General features: G+C 41.8%; 19 protein-coding genes. All 19 read left to right on the forward strand.

The features are described 5' to 3' along the window. Nucleotides 1-118: 118 nt before the first annotated feature. The 19 genes from rpsB (at nucleotide 119) to ribF (ending at nucleotide 21,419) form a co-directional block, all read left to right on the forward strand. The gene (gene rpsB, locus ACFQ38_RS03390; protein ID WP_336822496.1) at nucleotides 119-850 is read left to right on the forward strand and encodes a 30S ribosomal protein S2; all 732 of its coding nucleotides are present in this window, start codon (nucleotides 119-121) and stop codon (nucleotides 848-850) included. Between the two features lie 90 nt (nucleotides 851-940). Then, a complete protein-coding gene (tsf, locus tag ACFQ38_RS03395) occupies nucleotides 941-1,825 on the forward strand; it encodes a translation elongation factor Ts (RefSeq protein WP_336822497.1) in 885 nt (294 codons plus the stop codon). A gap of 85 nt (nucleotides 1,826-1,910) precedes the next feature. Further along, entirely contained in the window at nucleotides 1,911-2,636 is a 726-nt protein-coding gene (gene pyrH / locus ACFQ38_RS03400; RefSeq protein ID WP_381479789.1) for a UMP kinase, read from the forward strand. Further along, complete coding sequence (gene frr, locus ACFQ38_RS03405; protein ID WP_336822499.1) at nucleotides 2,637-3,194, forward strand: ribosome recycling factor; 558 nt, start codon at nucleotides 2,637-2,639, stop codon at nucleotides 3,192-3,194. A 266-nt stretch (nucleotides 3,195-3,460) separates the two neighbouring features. Further along, on the forward strand, nucleotides 3,461-4,252 hold the full coding sequence (locus ACFQ38_RS03410; protein ID WP_336822500.1) for an isoprenyl transferase: 792 nt from the start codon (nucleotides 3,461-3,463) through the stop codon (nucleotides 4,250-4,252). After that, nucleotides 4,252-5,046 (forward strand): phosphatidate cytidylyltransferase, encoded by a 795-nt coding sequence (locus ACFQ38_RS03415; RefSeq protein ID WP_336822501.1) that lies wholly within the window; start codon nucleotides 4,252-4,254, stop codon nucleotides 5,044-5,046. Before ACFQ38_RS03410 ends, ACFQ38_RS03415 begins: the two co-directional genes overlap by 1 nt. Nucleotides 5,047-5,218: 172 nt before the next feature. Beyond that, nucleotides 5,219-6,367 carry a 1-deoxy-D-xylulose-5-phosphate reductoisomerase gene (locus tag ACFQ38_RS03420; protein ID WP_381479790.1) on the forward strand — a complete coding sequence of 383 codons (1,149 nt, stop codon included), beginning with the start codon at nucleotides 5,219-5,221 and terminating at the stop codon, nucleotides 6,365-6,367. A 45-nt stretch (nucleotides 6,368-6,412) separates the two neighbouring features. Further along, entirely contained in the window at nucleotides 6,413-7,672 is a 1,260-nt protein-coding gene (gene rseP, locus ACFQ38_RS03425) for an RIP metalloprotease RseP (protein WP_336822503.1), read from the forward strand. A gap of 104 nt (nucleotides 7,673-7,776) precedes the next feature. Continuing rightward, nucleotides 7,777-9,480: a proline--tRNA ligase gene (locus tag ACFQ38_RS03430; RefSeq protein WP_336822504.1), complete on the forward strand. Its 1,704-nt coding sequence runs from the start codon at nucleotides 7,777-7,779 to the stop codon at nucleotides 9,478-9,480. 99 nt (nucleotides 9,481-9,579) lie between these two features. Beyond that, nucleotides 9,580-13,896 carry a PolC-type DNA polymerase III gene (locus ACFQ38_RS03435; RefSeq protein WP_381479791.1) on the forward strand — a complete coding sequence of 1,439 codons (4,317 nt, stop codon included), beginning with the start codon at nucleotides 9,580-9,582 and terminating at the stop codon, nucleotides 13,894-13,896. A 169-nt stretch (nucleotides 13,897-14,065) separates the two neighbouring features. Further along, nucleotides 14,066-14,542: a ribosome maturation factor RimP gene (gene rimP / locus ACFQ38_RS03440; RefSeq protein WP_336822506.1), complete on the forward strand. Its 477-nt coding sequence runs from the start codon at nucleotides 14,066-14,068 to the stop codon at nucleotides 14,540-14,542. Nucleotides 14,543-14,564: 22 nt separating this feature from the next. Further along, nucleotides 14,565-15,791: a transcription termination factor NusA gene (gene nusA / locus ACFQ38_RS03445; protein WP_336822507.1), complete on the forward strand. Its 1,227-nt coding sequence runs from the start codon at nucleotides 14,565-14,567 to the stop codon at nucleotides 15,789-15,791. Nucleotides 15,792-15,810: 19 nt separating this feature from the next. After that, nucleotides 15,811-16,089, forward strand: a complete 279-nt coding sequence (gene rnpM / locus ACFQ38_RS03450; protein ID WP_336822508.1) for an RNase P modulator RnpM — start codon at nucleotides 15,811-15,813, stop codon at nucleotides 16,087-16,089. Further along, a complete protein-coding gene (locus ACFQ38_RS03455; protein ID WP_336822509.1) occupies nucleotides 16,086-16,463 on the forward strand; it encodes a YlxQ family RNA-binding protein in 378 nt (125 codons plus the stop codon). The genes rnpM and ACFQ38_RS03455 overlap by 4 nt, the downstream gene beginning before the upstream one ends. Further along, on the forward strand, nucleotides 16,411-18,762 hold the full coding sequence (gene infB / locus ACFQ38_RS03460; protein ID WP_381479793.1) for a translation initiation factor IF-2: 2,352 nt from the start codon (nucleotides 16,411-16,413) through the stop codon (nucleotides 18,760-18,762). The genes ACFQ38_RS03455 and infB overlap by 53 nt, the downstream gene beginning before the upstream one ends. Beyond that, nucleotides 18,759-19,037, forward strand: a complete 279-nt coding sequence (locus tag ACFQ38_RS03465; protein WP_336822511.1) for a DUF503 domain-containing protein — start codon at nucleotides 18,759-18,761, stop codon at nucleotides 19,035-19,037. The genes infB and ACFQ38_RS03465 overlap by 4 nt, the downstream gene beginning before the upstream one ends. 21 nt (nucleotides 19,038-19,058) lie before the next feature. Continuing rightward, nucleotides 19,059-19,406, forward strand: coding sequence for a 30S ribosome-binding factor RbfA (rbfA, locus tag ACFQ38_RS03470; protein ID WP_336822512.1), 348 nt, complete (start codon nucleotides 19,059-19,061; stop codon nucleotides 19,404-19,406). Between the two features lie 69 nt (nucleotides 19,407-19,475). Beyond that, complete coding sequence (gene truB, locus ACFQ38_RS03475) at nucleotides 19,476-20,390, forward strand: tRNA pseudouridine(55) synthase TruB (protein WP_381479794.1); 915 nt, start codon at nucleotides 19,476-19,478, stop codon at nucleotides 20,388-20,390. 84 nt (nucleotides 20,391-20,474) lie between these two features. Further along, nucleotides 20,475-21,419, forward strand: coding sequence for a riboflavin biosynthesis protein RibF (gene ribF / locus ACFQ38_RS03480; RefSeq protein ID WP_381479795.1), 945 nt, complete (start codon nucleotides 20,475-20,477; stop codon nucleotides 21,417-21,419). The last annotated feature ends 47 nt before the right edge of the window (nucleotides 21,420-21,466 follow it).

The following is a 21,466-nucleotide window of genomic DNA, read 5'->3' on the forward strand; positions in this document are numbered from 1 at the left end:
TATGTTATATTATCAAATGGTGTTAATACACACGTATGCGGACGATGGAGAAGGTGCCGTCAGGTCGCTTTATCGGATGAAGCATGCGGAGGAATCTAACCAAATAGGAGGAAGAAAAATGTCAGTAATCTCAATGAAACAGCTGCTTGAAGCAGGTGTACATTTCGGTCACCAAACACGTCGTTGGAACCCGAAAATGAAAAAATATATTTTCGTGGAGCGTAACGGCATCTATATCATCGATCTTCAAAAGACGGTGAAAAAACTTGAAGAAGCATACGACTTCATGCGCCAAGTTGGTGCGGAAGGCGGAAAAGTACTATTTGTTGGTACTAAAAAGCAAGCGCAAGAAGCGATCAAAGAAGAAGCTGAACGCGCTGGTATGTACTACATCAACCAACGTTGGCTTGGTGGTACACTTACAAACTTCGGTACAATTCAAAAACGTGTTGCACGTATGAAACAAATCGAAACGATGGAAGAGGACGGTACATTTGACGTACTTCCTAAAAAAGAAGTTTCTGAACTAAGAAAAGAACACGAACGCCTCGTTAAATTCCTTGGCGGTATCCGTGATATGAAATCATTGCCGGATGTCATTTTCGTTGTTGACCCACGCAAAGAGCGTATCGCAGTTGCAGAAGCAATCAAATTGAACATTCCACTCGTTGGAATTGTTGACACAAACTGTGATCCTGACGAAATCGACTATGTAATCCCTGCTAACGACGATGCAATCCGTGCAGTCCGTCTATTGACTAGCAAAATGGCTGATGCTTTAATCGAATCTAGACAAGGCGCTGACGAAGAGGTTTCTGAAGAAGAAGCTGAAACGGTAACTGCAGAGTAAGAGCAAATGAACAGACGATAAGCGGCCAACCCCCTTATCGTCTTTTTTAAAGAATTGTCGTAAATGATACTCAAACAGGAGGAATAGTAAATGGCAATTACAGCACAAATGGTAAAAGAATTGCGTGAAAAAACAGGTGCAGGCATGATGGACTGCAAAAAAGCACTTACTGAAGTAAATGGAGACATGGAAGCGGCAATTGACTTCCTACGTGAAAAAGGACTTTCAAGCGCTGCTAAAAAAGCCGACCGCATTGCAGCAGAAGGAACTACAAGCATCATCGTTGACGGCAACAATGCTGTAATCTTCGAAGTGAATGCAGAAACAGACTTCGTTGCGAAAAACGAAGGCTTCCAAACACTTGTTAAAGAACTTGGTGAACATCTTCTAGCAGTTAAACCTGCGACGATTGAAGAAGCAAACGAGTCCAAAATGTCCAACGGTTTAACAGTTGCTGACCATATTTCAAACGCAGTAGCTAAAATCGGAGAAAAGATTACACTTCGCCGTTTTGAAGTGAAAACTAAAACGGATAACGATGCATTCGGTCCTTATCTTCATATGGGCGGACGCATCGCAGTGTTAACTGTCCTTGAAGGAACAACAGATGCAGACGCTGCTAAAGACGTGGCAATGCACATCGCAGCTTTGAACCCTAAATACATTTCACGCGACCAAGTTTCAGCTGAAGAAGTTGAACATGAGCGCCGCGTATTGACTGAGCAAGCTTTAAATGAAGGCAAGCCAGAAAATATCGTTGCGAAAATGGTTGAAGGACGCCTTGGAAAATATTTTGAGGAAATCTGTGTACTTGACCAAGCATTCGTTAAAAACTCCGATCAAAAAGTTCGTGATTTCGTTAAATCAACTGGCGGCACTTTGAAAGATTTTGTGCGCTACGAAGTCGGAGAAGGAATTGAAAAGCGCGAAGATAACTTTGCGGATGAAGTTATGAGCCAAGTTAAAGGCAACTAATTTCAACTATAAGAGATAATAAAAAAGTAGGGGACACAGCATTGTGTTCCCTATTTTTCGAGAAAATAGTGGATGGAGGGTACATATGAGCGTCCCAAAATATGAAAGAATCGTTTTGAAACTTAGTGGTGAAGCACTTGCCGGCGATAAAGGATTTGGCTTATCACCAGGAATTATTAAATCTGTGGCAGCTCAAATTAAAGAAGTGACAGATTTAGGTGTAGAAGTCGCTGTCGTTGTCGGTGGCGGTAACATTTGGCGAGGAAAAATCGGTAGTGAGATGGGCATGGATCGAACAACTGCGGATTATATGGGTATGCTTGCCACTGTTATGAATTCATTGGCATTGCAAGACGCACTTGAAAAATTGGAAGTCGAAACGCGGGTTTCCTCTTCAATTGATATGCGTCAAGTTGCAGAACCTTATATCCGTCGTAAGGCGATCAGGCATCTTGAAAAGAAACGCGTTGTCATTTTTGCTGCTGGAACGGGGAATCCTTACTTCTCTACAGATACGACTGCCGCTTTACGTGCAGCTGAAATTGAGGCAGACGTCATCTTAATGGCGAAAAACAACGTTGATGGTGTATATTCAGCAGATCCAATGAAAGATGAATCTGCAGTGAAATATACTGAACTCACTTATATCGATGTGATCAGCCAAGGACTTGAGGTTATGGATTCAACTGCTTCAACCCTATGTATGGACAATGACATCCCTCTCGTAGTATTCTCGATTATGGATAAAGGAAATATTAAGAAAGCCGTATTAGGAGAACCGATTGGTACGGTTGTCAGGAGGAATGGGTAAATGCCGAAAGCAGTATTGGATCAAACAAAAGACAAAATGGAGAAAGCGGTTGGAGCGTTAACGAGAGAGTTGGCTTCAATTCGCGCAGGACGTGCGAATGCTTCTTTGTTGGATAGAATTTCCGTCCTTTATTACGGAGCGCCTACGCCGTTAAACCAAATGGCAGGAATTTCGGTTCCTGAACCACGGTTGTTAGTTGTGCAACCTTATGACAAAACAACATTAGGCGATATCGAAAAAGCGATATTGAAATCAGATATCGGAATTACACCTTCAAATGATGGGTCTGTCATTCGTCTGGCAGTTCCTGCGTTGACAGAAGAGCGTCGTAAAGAGCTTGTGAAACAAGTGAAAAAGGAAGCTGAAGATTCAAAGGTCGCTATCCGCAACATACGCCGTGATGCAAATGATGAATTGAAGAAACTTGAAAAAAACAGTGAAATCACAGAAGATGAATTGCGTCGTGGAGGAGAAGAAATCCAAAAATTAACGGATTCTTTCATTGAAAAAATTGATGAAGTCGCAAAAGAAAAAGAAAATGAAATTATGGAAATCTGATTGAAGAACTTTTCATATGAGCGAGCGTCCTACTTTCAGGACGCTTTTTTTATCGAATAAAAAACGGTAATGAATAGAACATGAACACGATATAATCCGTTGAGGCTAATGAATTCAAACGGATAAATGGATAATATTTATTTCGCCACAGCATAGTTTAGAAGAGAACATGCAAAAGCACAGTTATTTTGAATGAAATTTATTGAACGATTTGATACGATAGATTAGGTACTTGCTCAAAAAAGCAGGCGAGTGGAGGAAACCGAATGTTAGAAAAACTGTTAAGGAAAAAAACTGCAGAGACAGAAACATCACTTTCTGACAGAGTACAATCTGTCAAAAGCAAACAAGTACCTTCACACGTCGCCATTATTATGGATGGGAATGGTAGATGGGCAAGGCAGAGAAGCTTGCCACGAATTGCGGGACATCATGAAGGCATGAAAACAGTCCGGAAAATAACGAGGATTGCAAACGATCTTGGCATAAAAGTACTGACACTATACGCGTTCTCAACGGAAAATTGGAAAAGACCAAAAATGGAAATCGATTTCCTCATGAAACTGCCCGGAGAATTTCTAAGCACGTATTTGCCCGAATTGATCGAGCGGAATGTAAAAGTGGAAATGATCGGAAATTATGATGCGTTACCGGAACACACGAAGGAATCAATACAAAAAGCTGTAGAAGCGACATCCCGAAATGACGGCCTCATTTTGAACTTCGCCATGAATTACGGCAGCCGCCTCGAAATCGTCAACACTGTAAAAGAAATTGCTAAATTAGCGGTTGAGAAGAAAATTTCGATAGAAGATATTGATGAGTCTATGATTGAAGCACATTTGATGACTGCTCATTTACCAGAACCAGACTTACTCATACGAACGAGCGGAGAAGTGCGATTGTCGAACTTTATGCTTTGGCAGCTCGCCTATACAGAGTTTTCGTTTGTTGATGTATTATGGCCAGATTTCGATGAAGATTGCATGGTAGGGGCGATTGAAGAGTTTCAGATGCGTAGCCGGCGCTTCGGTAATGTAGAAGGAGAAAAACTATAGTGAAACAGAGAATCATTACAGCAGTCGTAGCATTGGCAATCTTTTTCCCGTTAGTCATCATTGGCGGATTGCCGTTCACAATAGCTATTTATGCAATTGCATCAGTAGGATTATATGAATTATTACGAATGAAAAACATATCCCTCTTTTCTGTAGAAGGGATCATCACTTGGATTGCACTAATCGTATTGCTCTTGCCTGCCAAATGGGCAACGACAGTTGAGGAAGCGATTCATTTTTCGAAAATTGAAATGGCGTTTGCACTTATATTGATCTTATTAATTTATACTGTCATCTCTAAAAATCAATTTACATTTGAGCATGCTGCCTTCATGGCACTTAGCGCATTATATGTCGGCATCGGCTTCTATTACTTCATAGAGACCCGTATTTATGGTTTTGAATATGTGTTTTATGCATTGCTTGTCATATGGGCAACTGATTCTGGAGCCTATTTTACAGGCAGAAAGATCGGAAAGAGGAAATTATGGCCTGAAATTTCTCCGAACAAAACGGTTGAAGGTTTTGTCGGGGGAATTCTTTATGCTGTCGTATTTGCGATTGTGTTCCAACTCTTTTATCCGGTTGCTTCGTCCATTTGGCTGCTATTTGTCGTAACAATCATCGCATCGATTGTCGGGCAGCTTGGAGACTTAGTTGAATCGGCTCTAAAAAGGCATTTTGACGTAAAAGACTCCGGAACATTACTGCCAGGACATGGCGGCATTTTAGACCGCTTTGATAGCCTTCTATTTGTGTTGCCACTCCTTCATTTTCTGCAATTTGTAGGATGATGTAACTTTTGTCCACTCTTTGATATGCTGTAGTATGAATGCAAAAAAATTCTCGGATCAAACCGGGGGTTAAATCCTTGCAGAATTTATTTAAAGCCTCCTGTACAAGTAGGATGACAATTGGCCAAGCCTTACGAAGTATAGGAAAGGTTGAAAGGAAGTCAATGGATATATGACAAAGAAAATAAGTCTGTTAGGTGCCACAGGCTCGATTGGCACCCAGACATTGGATATACTTCAATCAAATCCAGAACGATTCAAATTGATCGCTTGCTCTGCAGGTACAAATATTGATGCTATCAGAAAAATTATCACTCATCATCATCCATTAATCGTATCGGTAATGAACCAATCTGATGCTCAAGTATTGTCGACTGAATTTCCAGCCACTCAATTTTATTATGGCAAGGAAGGGCTAATTGAAGTAGCTGCCTATGCAGGTGCTGATCTACTCATTAATGCTGTTATTGGCAGCGTTGGACTAGAGCCGACATTGCATGCTATCCGAGCAGGTATTCCGATCGCAATTGCCAATAAGGAAACGTTGGTGGCGGCAGGTGAAATTGTTATGCAGGAAGCCCGACACCATGAAGTGCCAATAGTACCTGTCGATAGTGAACACTCCGCTTTGTTTCAGGCGTTGAACGGGGAAAACCCGAAAAGAATTTCGCGCTTGCTACTCACTGCTTCAGGCGGAAGTTTCCGTCATTTAACGAGGAGTGAATTAAACAATGTAACGGTCGAACAGGCATTGGCTCATCCGAATTGGTCGATGGGCAATAAATTGACCATCGATTCTGCAACAATGATGAACAAAGGGCTTGAAGTGATTGAAGCGCATCATCTATTTCAAATGCCTTTTGATAAAATTGACTGTGTCCTTCATAAGGAAAGCATTATTCATTCGATGGTTGAGTTTGAGGACACGAGTGTAATGGCTCAATTAGGCTCACCCGATATGCGAGTGCCAATTCAATATGCAATGACTTATCCAGATAGAATTCCAATGCAGCAACCGAAGCCTCTTCGCTTGGAGGAAATAGGGGCATTGCATTTTGAAAAGATGGATTTTGATCGTTATAAAGCGTTATCATTAGCTTATGAAGCAGGAAAAGAGGGCGGAACGATGCCTGCAGTGATGAATGCGGCAAATGAAATAGCCGTGCATTTGTTTATGAAAGGTGCCATCCCGTTTCTGCAAATCGAAGAAATTGTCGAGCGAATGATGAATGAACACCAGTCGATTAATGCGCCGACTTTGGAAGCGGTTTTGGAAGCGGATTCGAATACTCGTCAAAAGGTATATGATATGGTAAAATAAATTATTTGATAAAACGGCTAAGTTGGCCAGTTGAGGTGGTTTTTGATGGAAACCGTTATCGCGTTTATTATCATTTTCGGTTCTCTTGTCTTTTTTCATGAATTAGGGCATTTCTTATTCGCGAAAAAGGCTGGTATCTTAGTGAGGGAATTCGCAATTGGATTCGGACCGAAAATTTTATCTCTCCGAAAAGGGGAAACTTTATACACAATCCGTATTTTGCCTTTAGGCGGTTACGTCCGAATGGCAGGAGAGGATTTTGATACAGTTGAGCTGCAACCTGGCTATCGCGTCGGTATCATACTGAACGAGGAAGATGAAGTGGAGAAAATCTACTTAAACCGCAATGTGAACAATCCGAATGTCTTATTCTTGGAAGTGGAGAAAGCGGATTTGAGCAGAAAGCTCTTTATTGAAGGCTATGATGAAGAAGGAAAGATCGTTCGCTTCAATATCGCTAGGGATGCGATCGTCAATGAGAAGGGGCAGGAAACATTAATTGCTCCTTATGACCGGCAATTTGATTCGAAACCGTTGGGCAGCCGTGCGATGACGATTTTTGCGGGACCTTTATTCAACTTCATCTTAGCATTTTTCATTTTCCTGGCGATCGGCCTGTTACATGGAGTGCCTACAAACGAGCCAATCATTACTAAGGTATTGGATGATCGGCCGGCTTATGAGGCTGGAATGGAAAACGGCGATTTTGTTAAGGAAGTGGATGGCGAGTCAATCGAGTCTTGGACCGAGTTCTCTGACATAATTAAAGATCACCCCGGTGAACAGCTTCAAATGAAAGTGGAGCGTGACGGAGAGCTTGTAACATTGCTTGTCACACCCGACACGCTTAAAGAAGCGGGGCACAAGTATGGTCAAATTGGAGTAGAATATACGAGCCCGGTGGAAAAAAATGCGTTGAAAGCTGTCGTATTCGGGGCACAAGAGACGTATACGTGGATCAAGAGGATCTTCGAATTATTGGGAATGCTTGTAACCGGTCAATTTACAATCGATGCATTAAGTGGACCGGTCGGTATTTACAAAGCAACTGAGGAAGTTGCACAATTTGGCATCTTTACACTAATGAATTGGGCAGCAATGCTTAGCATCAACTTAGGGATTATGAATTTACTTCCTTTGCCTGCATTAGACGGCGGTAGGTTACTCTTCTTCCTCTTTGAAGCAATCCGAGGGAAACCGGTCGATAAGCAGAAAGAAGGCATGATTCACTTTGTCGGCATTATGTTATTAATGGTGCTAATGGTTGTTGTAACTTGGAATGACATCCAAAGATTTTTCTTTTAGCACAATATGGAATGGCACCTGACTTCTTATCGGACGAAAAGATTCATGGTGCCATTCTCATTTTCAGTAGAGAAAATGTGTTTGAAAACGAGGTGGTAATATAAATGAAACAATCAAAAACATTTATACCTACTATGAGAGAAACGCCTACAGATACTGAAATTGCTTCCCATCAGCTTTTGTTAAGGGCAGGATACATACGGCAACATGCAAGTGGTATTTATCATCTTCTTCCATTGGCGAAAAAGGTAATTCGTAAAATTGAAGCGGTTATTCAGGAAGAAATGGAAAAATTAGAAGCGGTTGAATTGGCAATGCCGATTATGCAATCATCTTCTTTGTTGGAGCAGACAGGAAGATGGTCAACTTCGGAAAAAGAACTTTTTAAAGTGCAAGATCATAATGGAAGGCAATTCGCAGTTGGTCCATCGCAGGAAGAGTTAATCACCTCGCTTATATCTGCTGAAGTGAATTCTTATAAGAAATTGCCTTTAACAGTATTTCAGATTGCTTCCAAATTTATTGATGAACAACGCCCACGACACGGTTTATTGCGAAGCAGGGAAGACATTGTGAAAGATGCATACTCGTTCCATACTTCTAATGAAAGCTTGCAAATGAAATATGATGAGATGAGACAAGCATATGCCAATATATTTGCAAGGCTAAATTTGCAAGTTCGAGAAGTGGTATCCTTAGGTGATGGGATGAATCAGGAACCTGTGCATCAATTTTTCTCTATATCGGATGCGGGGGAAGAAATTATCGCATATAGCGATTCATCATCTTACGCTGCTACTATTGAAACCGCTGAAGTAAACATTGACTACAAAAAATCGACAGAGCTCCAAAAAGAGATTGAACAGGTCGACACGAAAGATTTACGGACGATTAAAGAAGTTGCTGCATTTTTAAATGTACCGTCCTCAAAAATTATTAAGACGCTCATCGTCAAAACGGAGGATGGATTAGTAGCTGTTTTAATCCGGGGCGACCATGAGCTTAATATGGAAAAGTTGCGTAGCGTAGTCAGTTCAAGCAAAATTGAAATGGCTTCCGAAGAAGAGGTAGCAACGATTCTCTCATGCAATGTCGGTTCCATTGGTCCAGTGAAATTGCCGATAGATTTGAAAGTATATGCAGACAATGCTGTTGCTTCAATCGTTAATGGAATTTGTGGCGCAAACATAAATGATGTCCACTTGGTAAATGTCAATGCAGAACGTGATTATGCGGTAGATCAATATGCAGATTTAAGGATTATTCAAGAGGGTGACCCTTCTCCTGATGGAAAAGGAACAATTCGATTTGCCAAAGGCATCGACGTAGGGCGTGTTTCGAAATTAGGAACGATTTATAGTGAAGCATTGAATGCTTCATATGTAAATGAAGAAGGAAAAGAACAGCCTTTCGTGACTGGTTCTTATCGAATCTACATTTCTCGCATATTTTCAGCTCTTGTTGAACAATTCAATGATGCGAACGGCATTAAATGGCCGAAAAAACTTGCGCCGTATGATATACATCTATTGACGATTAATATGAATGATGAAGTACAAAAACAGTTATCCGAAGAGTTATACCATCTATTAACTTCATATCGATACAATCTTTTGCACGATGACCGCGATGAGCGGGCCGGTGTAAAGTTCAGTGACGCTGACCTAATCGGGTTGCCAATTCGATTAGTCGTTGGGAAACGGGCTTCTGAAGGAATGATCGAAGTGAAATTCAGAGATACTGGTGAAACAGTCGAGTGGCAAAAGGAAGAAATTACGGAAAAGCTGCAATCTTATTTCCGGGAATAAGGTAAAAGGACTCTTCTTCATTCATTAAAAAAAGCGCAGGGGAAGGGCTAATGAAGTTGCCTTTTCCCTTCTTTTCACTGTTAGAACAGGGGGATCATCATGGATGATAAAATGAAATTATTGACACTTTTGCAGCAAATTGAATTGACGGACGATCAACATGTCATCCATTTTGAGCAAGGAACATTAGAACGGGTCGATGTGCATCGGAAATCGCGTCTTTGGCTATTCACCATTAAATTGCAACGTCCTTTGCCTTACGACGTTTATAAAGTTTTCCGCCAAAGGTTACACGATGCTTTTGCCGCAATTGCAACTGTTCGAATTCAAATCAGCTCAAATGAGGATCGTTTAGATGCAGAACAATTTATAAGCTATTGGCCATTTGTCATAGAAGAGTTGAGGGATATGTCACCGCCTATTCGAGATAGATTAATAGGTCAAAAACCTTTGGTGACAGGACCTGAGAAGGTTACCCTTAGCTGTTCCAATGATTTTGAGCAACAAACATTAAAAAATAAATATGCAAAACTTTTATCTGAAGTGTACCAATCATTCGGATTCCCGCAAATTGCCTTCGATTTTTCGATCGCGGAAAATAACAACGACCAAGAAGAAGCTGAACGGCTCGCATTTTTAGCGCAGCGGCAAGCAGAAGAGGAAGAGTTTGCAAAACAGGCTCTTGCCAACTTGCAACAGCGAGAAACAAAGAAAGAGAATGGAGAGCTTGGCGATCGGCGTTTCGTTTTAGGCATTCCGATTAAGTCGGATGAACAGATCATAGACATTCAATCGATACAGGATGAAGAGAGAAGAGTGACAATTGAAGGTTATGTATTTGACGTTGAAGTAAGAGAGCTAAGAAGTGGACGCTCATTGCTGACTGCAAAAGTGACCGACTATACAGATTCAATTTTAGTGAAAATATTTTCAAGAGATAACGAAGATGCAGAGCTTATGAAAACATTGAAGAAGGGCGCGTGGGTGAAAGCGCGAGGTAGTATTCAAAATGATACATTTGTAAGAGATCTTATTATGATGGCACAAGACATTATGGAAGTTAAGCCGATCATCAGGCAAGATAAAGCACCGGAAGATCGAAAGAGAATTGAGCTTCATGCGCATACAAACATGAGCCAGATGGATGCGGTTACCTCTGCATCGGCTTTAGTGGCACAAGCTGCCAAATGGGGACACCCTGCAATTGCGATTACCGATCACGCAAATGTGCAATCTTTCCCTGAAGCATACGCTGCAGGGAAGAAAAATGGCATTAAAGTGTTATTTGGCATGGAGGCAAATTTAGTCGATGATGGTGTTCCAATCGTTTATGATGAAGAGCATCGAGAACTGGAAGAAGATACTTTTGTCGTATTTGACGTCGAGACGACTGGGCTTTCAGCGGTGTATGATACGATCATTGAGTTGGCAGCAGTAAAAGTAGTTAATGGAGAAATCAAAGAGCGGTTTGAGCGATTTGCTAATCCCCATCATCCGCTATCTTCAACGACGACTGAATTGACAGGGATAACCGATGATATGGTAAAAGACGCGCCAGAAGTATCTGAAGTTATAAAGGACTTTAAAGAATTTATTGGCGACTCCATTATGGTTGCACATAATGCGTCATTTGATATGGGCTTTTTCTATGAGGCGAGCAAAAGAGCGGGTGTACATGATCGGAACTATCCAACAATTGATACGTTGGAATTGGCGAGATTCCTATATCCGGAGATGCGCAATCATAGATTGAATACGTTAGCGAAGAAATTTGACATTGAGTTGACGCAGCATCACCGTGCGATTTATGATACCGAGGCGACAGCCCACCTATTCGTAAGGCTTATGAAAGATGCGAAGGAGAAGGGCATTGAATGGTTGGATGATTTCAATCGCCATATCGGAGAAGGGGATGCGTATAAGCGATCAAGACCATCTCACTGTACATTATTGGCAACTGATGATGAAGGATTGAAAAATCTATTTAAATTAGTGTCATACTCCCATATGGACTATTTCTATAGAGTTCCGAGAATTCCAAGATCCTTGCTCATCAAACATCGGAAAGGCATATTAGTTGGTTCAGGCTGTGACAAAGGCGAAGTGTTTGAAGGATTAATGCAAAAATCGATCGACGAAGTCGAAGAAATTGCGAAGTTTTATGATTATCTTGAACTCCATCCAAAACCAGTTTATTCTCACTTAATTGAAATGGAACTAGTGAGAGATGAATGGAATTTGGAAGATATTATGCGTAAAATGATTAAATTAGGCAAGAAAACCGGATTACCGGTTTGTGCGACTGGCAATGTCCATTATATTGACGAGACGGATGCGATGTATCGTCAAGTACTTGTCAGATCGCAAGGTGGGGCTAACCCATTGAACCGCCACCAATTGCCTGCTGTCCATTTTAGGACGACAGACGATATGTTAGAGGAATTTTCATTTTTAGGCGAAGAAGTCGCACAACAAATTGTTATCGATAATCCGCAAGCGATTGCTGATCGAATCGGCGATGTGAAAGTAATTAAAGATGATCTTTACACGCCAGCAATCGAAGGGGCGGATGACGAAGTACGTAATTTAACGTATACGATGGCACGTTCAATCTACGGTGAACAGCTTCCGGAAATTATTGAAGCGAGATTGGAGAAAGAATTAAAATCAATTATCGATAATGGTTTCGCGGTTATTTACCTTATCTCTCATAAGTTAGTAAAAAAATCTTTAGATGATGGCTACTTAGTTGGTTCAAGGGGATCCGTCGGTTCATCTTTAGTTGCTACAATGATGGAAATTACCGAAGTTAATCCAATGCCGCCGCATTACGTTTGCCCATCTTGCAAAACATCGGAGTTTTTTGACGACGGTTCCGTCGGTTCTGGTTTTGACTTGCCGAACAAGGCTTGCCCATCTTGTGGGACGATGTATAAAAAAGATGGACAAGACATTCCATTCGAAACGTTCCTCGGTTTTGACGGCGATAAAGTGCCGGATATCGATTTGAATTTCAGCGGTGATTACCAAGCGCATGCTCATAATTATACGAAAGTTCTTTTCGGTGAAGATTATGTATATCGGGCGGGTACGATTGGGACTGTTGCAGAGAAAACAGCCTATGGTTATGTGAGAGGTTATATGAACGATAATAATTTGCATTTGCGCGGCGCAGAAATCGATCGATTAGTTCAAGGCTGCACAGGTGTGAAGCGCAATACGGGACAACACCCAGGTGGTATTATTGTAGTTCCAGATCATATGGAAATCTTTGACTTTTCACCCATCCAGTTCCCTGCGGATGATGTCAACTCAAGTTGGAGGACGACTCATTTTGATTTTCACTCAATCGACAACAACCTTTTGAAATTGGATATATTAGGCCATGATGATCCGACAATGATTAAAATGTTGGAAGATTTATCAGGAATTGATCCAAAAACAATTCCTCCTGACGATGAAGGTGTTATGGCGCTCTTTAGTGGGACTTCATCTTTAGGTGTTACGGAAGAACAAATAGATTGTAAGACGGGGACATTAGGCGTACCTGAATTCGGCACTCGCTTCGTACGCCAAATGTTAGAGGAAACGAAACCGTCGACATTTTCCGAGCTAATCCAAATTTCAGGATTGTCACACGGAACGGATGTATGGCTTGGAAACGCACAAGAGCTGATTCAAAATAAGATTTGTGAACTGTCGGATGTTATTGGCTGTCGTGATGATATTATGGTGTATTTGATTTATCAAGGGCTCAAGCCAGCAATCGCGTTTAAGATTATGGAGTCTGTGCGGAAAGGAAAAGGTTTGACGCCTGAATTTGAAGAGGAAATGAAAGCGAATAACGTACCTGCATGGTATATCGATTCATGTAAAAAGATTAAGTACATGTTCCCGAAAGCCCATGCTGCTGCATATGTACTTATGGCATTGAGGATTGCCTATTTCAAAGTGCATTATCCGATCATGTATTATGCGGCTTATTTTTCGGTCAGAGCGACTGATTTTGATTTGGTGACGATGACGAACGGTTCTGCATCCATCAGGGCGAAAATTAAAGAGATCAACGATAAAGGACTTGAAGCATCACCAAAAGAGAAAAGCTTATTGACTGTACTTGAAATATCGTTGGAAATGTGTGAACGAGGTTTTTCATTTGCGAAGCCTGATTTATACAAATCGGACGCAACGAAATTCATTATCGAAGGTAATCAGCTCATCCCTCCTTTCAATGCGATTCCTTCGTTAGGTACAAACGTAGCAAAAACGATTGTTGAAGCAAGGAAAGACGGCATTTTCTTATCAAAAGAAGATTTCCAGCAAAGGGGCAGAGTGTCTAAAACTGTTGTAGAATATATGGACAATTTAGGCTGTCTCGAAGGAATGCCTGATACAAATCAATTGTCGCTGTTTTAGACTAAAAAGCATTACAGTTGCAATGATCGTATATGAATGGTACAATTGTAGCAACTTTTGTTATAAGTTTTGCGTAAAAAGAGTGGGTGCCTTCCCGCTCTTTTCTGTTGTTTGTACGGAAATGATAGCTACAAGCCAGAAGCTTCAATCAAATTTCGGGAGGGTAATGATGAGTAAAATTACAGAAGAAGTTGAAAAACTCGTCAGTCCGATAGTGAACGAACTCGAGTTGGAATTAGTAGATGTTGAATTTTTAAAAGAAGGAAAAGATTGGTTTTTAAGAGTTTATGTCGATACACCTGAAGGGAACATCGACATCGAACAGTGTGCGCAAGTGAGCGAGAGATTAAGTGAGGAGTTGGATCGGACGGACCCAATCCCTCAAAATTATTTCCTCGAGGTATCATCGCCGGGTGCTGAACGTCCCTTGAAGAAAGAAGCGGATTTTCAGAAGGCGATCGGCCAATACGTTTTTATAAAAACATATGAACCGATCGACGGTATGAAGGAGTTCGAAGGATACTTATTGTCGTATGGACATGACGCCATTGAAATGGAAATTCGGATTAAAACCCGCAAATTGACCATTTCCATTGATAAGGAAAAAATTGCGTTTGCGCGATTGGCAATTGATTTTTCTGCATAATTGAATATAGGAGTGATTAATTATGAGTAGCGATCTACTCGATGCGTTGACTGCCCTTGAAAAACAGAAGGGCATTTCAAGGGATGTGCTTGTCGAGGCGATTGAGGCAGCACTTGTTACCGCCTACAAACGCAATTTCAATCAGGCGCAAAATGTGCGCGTTGATTTAAACTTGGATAAAGGAACAATGAAAGTTTATTCTCGTAAAGATGTAGTGGAAGAAGTGGAAGATGAAAGGCTGCAAATTGCACTTGAAGATGCTATTGCAATTAACCCGGCCTATGAGGTCGGCGACATTGTTGAAGAAGAGGTTACACCAAGAGACTTTGGCAGAATCGCGGCCCAGACTGCAAAGCAAGTTGTTACACAGCGAGTTCGTGAAGCCGAGCGAGGATTGATTTATAACGAGTACGTCGACCGTGAAGACGATATCGTAAACGGTATTGTTGAACGACTGGATCCAAGAAATTTATATGTCGGTCTCGGTAAGGTTGAAGCTGTACTGCCAATCGGTGAACAAATTAGCAGTGAAACCTATAAGCCACATGATCGCATTAAAGTTTACATCACGAAGGTTGAAAATACGTCCCGGGGACCTCAAGTATTCGTTTCGAGAACACATCCAGGTTTATTGCGCAGACTGTTTGAAATGGAAGTTCCTGAAATTTATGATGGCGTCGTAGAAATCAAATCGATTGCCCGCGAAGCAGGCGACCGTTCCAAAATATCTGTTTACACGGCAAACGAGGAAGTCGATCCGGTTGGCTCTTGTGTAGGTGCAAGAGGAGCGCGTGTCCAAACGATTTCAAACGAATTAAACGGCGAAAAAATCGATATTGTCGAATGGTCTGAAGATCCAGTTGTTTTTGTAGCAAATGCTTTAAGCCCTTCAAAAGTACTATATGTTGAAGTGAATGAAGAAGAGCGTTCTACAACAGTCGTTGTTCCGGATTATCAGCTTTCCTTAGCAATCGGGAAACGCGGACAGAATGCAAGGCTCGCAGCGAAACTGACCGGCTGGAAAATCGACATTAAGAGCGAAACTGACGCGCGAGAATTAGGCATTTACCCTCCGTCACTCGAAAATGCAGATCATGCATTGTTGTATGAAAACGATGTATATAGCATTGAGGAAGATGGAGACGATAATTATGAGGAAACTCCTTATTTTGAAGAAGATGAAGAACTGAAATCGGAAGAAAATAAGTTGGAAGAATTCGATTTATACTCTGATACAGAAGACAATTGAGCTGAAAGGATGATTGCCCATGACAAGCAAAAAGAAAGTCCCTTTGCGCAAATGTGCGGCAACAGGTGAAATGTTGCCGAAAAAAGACATGATCCGGATCGTCCGCACTAAAGAAGGAGAAGTTTCTGTCGATTTGACTGGAAAAAAATCTGGCCGAGGGACATATGTTTCGAAAACCGAAGCCGCTGTTGAAACAGCAAAGCGCCAAAAATCGATCGAAACCCAATTAGGCGTCTCAGTGCCAAATGAAGTGTACGATGATCTTCTCCACGCAATCCGTCGTGAGGCATTGAAATGAATCATCCACAAGAAATATTCCAATTGTTAGGAATGGCAGCAAGAGCAAGGAAAATCATTACCGGCGAGGATTTGGTAGTGAAAGAAATCCGTTCGGGCAATGCCCGTCTTGTCATAGTTTCTGAAGATGCTTCAAAGAATACGGAAAAGAAATTAAATGATAAATGCAACACATATAACGTTGAGAAGCATGTGTTCGGGAGCAGAGATGCTCTCGGCCATGCAATCGGAAAAGAGTCGCGGGTTGTACTCGCGTTAACGGATAGTGGATTCGCAAAAAAGCTGTCCGGGCTCCTCAACGAATATAACCGGGGGTGGGCTAATGACGAAAATACGTGTACACGAATACGCGAAACAAGCGAATCGGACGAGTAAGGAAGTTATTGAAGAGCTTGGAAAAATGAATGTGAAAGTTACAAACCATATGTCTATGTTGGATACAGACGCTGTCTCAAAATTAAATCAGCGTTTTGGAAAAACTGGTTCGCACAATCAGCAACAGGATCGAAAACCTTCCAATGACAACAAACGCCAAGGAAACGGTCAAGGCGGACAAAGGAATAAACAACAAGGCCAAGGAGGCAATAAAGCTTCACAAGGTCAGCAGCGCCAAAATCATAGCAATGGCAATCGTCCAGCACAAGGCCAACAAGGCGGAAGTAACCGCCCGGCGCAAGGACAGCAAGCTAACAATCGCCCAGCACAGGGCGGCCAACAAAGTGGAGGAAATCGTCCAGCACAAGGTGGACAACAACGAACAGGCCAGGGCGGCGGCAATCGACAAGCTCAAGGTCAACGTCAAGGAAACCGACCGAATGGTGGTGGACGTGGAGGAAGACCACCAGCAAAAGGCATTAACCAAGGGCGTAGAAGACATCGTCCGGCAAATCCAATGCCGAAAGTGGAAAAGCCACTACCAGAAAAAATTACATTTTACGAATCGCTATCCGTCGGAGAACTTGCAAACAAGTTAGGCAAGGAACCATCGGAGATCATTAAAAAACTATTTATGCTTGGTGTCATGGCAACAATTAACCAAGAATTGGATAAAGATGCTATTGAATTGATCTGTGCCGACTATGGAGTTGAAGTCGAAGAGGAAGTTCGCATCGATGTAACAGATCTTGAAATATATTTTGAGGAATCAGAAGAACAAGATGCGGAACTAACGGAACGTCCTCCAGTCGTAACCATTATGGGCCACGTCGACCATGGTAAAACAACATTGTTGGATTCTATCCGTGATACGAAAGTAACGCAAGGCGAAGCAGGGGGCATTACTCAACATATCGGTGCCTATCAAATCGAAGTCGAGGGCAAAAAAATCACTTTCCTTGATACACCGGGACATGCTGCGTTTACAACAATGCGTGCACGTGGAGCAAAGGTTACAGATCTTACAATTTTAGTCGTAGCTGCCGATGACGGGGTCATGCCTCAAACGATCGAAGCGATCAACCATGCAAAAGCAGCAGAAGTGCCGATTATTGTTGCTGTAAACAAAATGGATAAACCGACCGCCAATCCGGACCGTGTCATGCAGGAATTGACTGAACAAGGTCTTGTTGCAGAAGACTGGGGCGGCGATACAATTTTCGTACCTATTTCTGCGTTAAAAGGCGAAGGAATCGACCAGCTGTTGGAAATGGTTCTTTTAGTTGCAGAGGTTGGGGAGTTAAAGGCTAGAAAAGACATCAATGCCCGCGGAACTGTAATCGAAGCGCAACTTGATCGCGGACGCGGTTCTGTTGCGACACTATTAGTGCAAGATGGAACTCTTCGCGTTGGAGATCCGATCGTTGTAGGAAATACGTATGGTAGAGTGCGTGCAATGATTAACGATATCGGTCGCAGAGTAAAAGAGGCTGGTCCATCTACCCCTGTTGAGATTACGGGCTTAAGTGATGTACCGCAAGCCGGAGACCGTTTCGTCGTTTTCGAAGATGAAAAAACAGCACGTCAAATCGGTGAAGCAAGAGCAGGAGAAGCATTACAAGAGCAACGAGTGGAAAAAACACGAGTTACACTTGATAATCTATTCGACCAGATGAAACAAGGGGAAATGAAAGAACTGAACTTGATCGTTAAAGCGGACGTTCAAGGTACGGTCGAGGCTATGGCTGCATCCCTTATGAAAATCGAAGTCGAAGGTGTAAATGTCAAGATCATTCATACAGGAGCAGGCGCAATCAATGAATCCGATATTTCACTTGCAGCTGCATCAAATGCAATTGTCATTGGCTTCAATGTACGTCCTGATGTCAATGCGAAGCGCGCAGCAGAAGAGGAAGGCGTCGATATCCGTCTGCACCGTGTCATCTACAAAGTGATCGAAGAAATCGAATCAGCGATGAAAGGTTTATTGGATCCGGAGTATGAAGAGAAAGTGATTGGCCAAGCAGAAGTCCGCGAAACATTTAAAGTATCGAAAATAGGTACGATTGCAGGTAGCTATGTTACGGACGGGAAAATTACACGCGATTCAGGGGTCCGTGTCATTCGAGACAATATCGTTGTCTTCGAAGGTGAATTGGATACGCTTAAACGATTCAAAGACGATGCAAAAGAAGTTGCAAAAGGCTATGAATGTGGTATAACGATTAAGAACTTCAACGATATTAAAGAAGGCGATATCATTGAGGCATTCGTTATGGAGGAAATTAAACGGGCATGATTGTCTATGCGGAATGCACGTTTTTTATTCCGGATGTCCATTCTCTTAAAGGAAAAAGATCCATACTAAAACGGATGATGGATCGGGTGAAGAACGAATTCAATGTTTCCATTGCTGAAGTAGATCATCAGGACTTATGGCAAAGAGCTACGATTGCGCTCGTTTCAGTCGCCTCTTCTAAAGATGCGGCTGAAGGGGAGACGCGAAGGGCTATCCGATTTTTAGAATCGAATCCTGAATGGGAAATGACAGATATGCTTCTTGATTATTATTGAGACAGAATCGGGGTGACATCCATGTCAATGCGTGCAAACCGTGTCGCTGAACAAATGAAAAAAGAATTAGGCGGCATTATCGGTCAAAAATTAAAAGATCCTCGAATCGGCTTCGTTACGGTAACAGATGTCGAAGTGACAGGGGATTTGCAGCAAGCAACTATATTCATTTCCGTATTGGGCAATGAATCAGAGAAAGAAGCGACATTATCGGGCTTAACGAAAGCGAAGGGTTTTATCCGTTCTGAAATCGGCCAAAGAATCCGCCTTCGTAAAACACCTGAGTTGGAATTCGCATTCGATGATTCAGTTGAATACGGCAATCGAATCGAGTCGCTTCTTCGCCAAGTGCACAAAGAAGAAGATTGATGAAGAGGAAGTCGTAGTCCAATCGGACGTTTCGACTTCCTCTATTTTACATAAGGTAGGAGGAACAATATGGACGGCATTCTTCCTTTGTGGAAACAAAAAGGTATGACTTCACATGATTGCGTTTTTAAACTGAGAAAAATCTTAGGAACGAAAAAAATCGGCCATACCGGTACATTGGATCCGAATGTAGAAGGTGTATTGCCAATTTGTATCGGGCAGGCGACAAAGGTTGCTGAATATATAACGGACGCTGGGAAGGAATATGTAGCGACCGTTTCAATCGGAAAAGCGACTGAAACAGAAGATGCAGACGGAGCAATCATCGCCCAAGATTTTTCAAATAAAAAAATTACGAGAAAAGAAATAGAAAAAGCGCTTATCACTTTAACAGGTGAAATTATTCAAGTGCCTCCAATGTACTCTGCAGTGAAAGTGAATGGAAAAAGATTGTATGAATATGCAAGAAAAGGAATGGAAATTGAACGACCAAATCGTAAAGTGACAATTCATCGCATTATTTTAGAAGAAGTAGGCGAGTCATTCGAAGGAGAAGAAATTGATTTTCAAATTCGGGTTTCTTGCGGCAAAGGGACTTATATTCGTACATTATCTGTCCAGATTGGGGAGTTATTGGGCTATCCGGCTCACATGAAAAAATTGGTACGCACTGCCTCTGGCAACTTTCGCAAAGAGCAATGCTTAACTTTAGATGAAGTGAAGGAAAAAGTGGAAAATAGTGAGATTGACCACTTTTTGAGGCCATTAGAAGATGCACTAGGCGATTTCCAGTTCATTGATGTAGATGATTCCTTATTTGAAAAAGTTAAAAACGGGCAAGTGCTTCCGCAGCATCCCGCACTGAGAGAAGTTGACATGATTACTTTTACAAAAGGCGATAAAGCGATCGCTCTTTATAAACCCCATCCTTCAAAACCGGGGCTTATGAAGCCAGAAAAGATGTTTCCTAACCGGTCATTTTAGTTTCCGCGTCTGAATAATAGATGCCTCCTGTTCATAAAGTATTTTGCGACAGAGGCAAATGCATGAAGAGAAAGGGAGAATCCAATGGAAATTTACAGATTGCAATATCCCGATCATATGACAGTCGATTCTGCAGGCCCTTTTTCAATGGCTATCGGTTTTTTTGACGGCTTGCATAAAGGTCATCAAACCGTTATTAGAGCAGCCAAAGATAAAGCGGAGGAGCTGAATATGAAATCTGCAGTGATGACTTTCGATCCCCATCCTTCTCATTTATTTGGCGGGGGTAAAAATAAAGTTGGATATATAACGCAGTTTCCCGAGAAAGTACGTGTTTTACAATCGATAGGCATAGATACGCTATTTGTTGTAAAATTCGATTGGGAGCTTGCATCACTGACGCCCGAAAAGTTCGTAGAGCTATTTATAAAAGGTCTAAATGTCAAACATGTTTCAGCCGGTTTCGATTTTACATTCGGATCCAAAGGCTCAGGTACGATGGAAACGATGAAGAAACTTTCAGATGGTTTTTACGATACAACTACCGTCGAAAAAGTAACGGACGCCGACGATAAAATTTCGTCCACACGTATTCGACAATTGCTTGCTGAAGGAAATGTGGAAGAGACGAAGCGTCTTTTGGGCCGTCCGTTCAGAACGTCAGGCATAGTCGTCCATGGTGAAAAAAGAGGACGTCTGTTAGGCTTTCCGACTGCCAACATTCAAGTAGACGATGAAACCATTCTTCCAGTAAACGGAGTTTATGCTGTTAGAATGATTGTAGATGGCAAAAAATATGATGGTGTTTGCAATGTTGGAGTGAAACCAACTTTCCATGACCCTAAAAAAGCGAAAAAGAGTGTGGAAGTCCATTTAATCGGCTTTGAAGGGGATTTATATGACAAAGAAGCAGCAGTCGAATGGATAGCTTCGATTCGCCAAGAGCAAAAATTCAATTCGGTCGATGATTTAATCAATCAAATTGGCAAAGACAAACAAACCGCTTTAAATTTGTTGAGGGTAGAATGATGCTCATTGTTGCATATCCTCAAAGCACATGATATGATGAAGCAGTG

Source organism: Sporosarcina contaminans (assembly GCF_042679045.1).
GTDB lineage: Bacteria > Bacillota > Bacilli > Bacillales_A > Planococcaceae > Sporosarcina > Sporosarcina contaminans.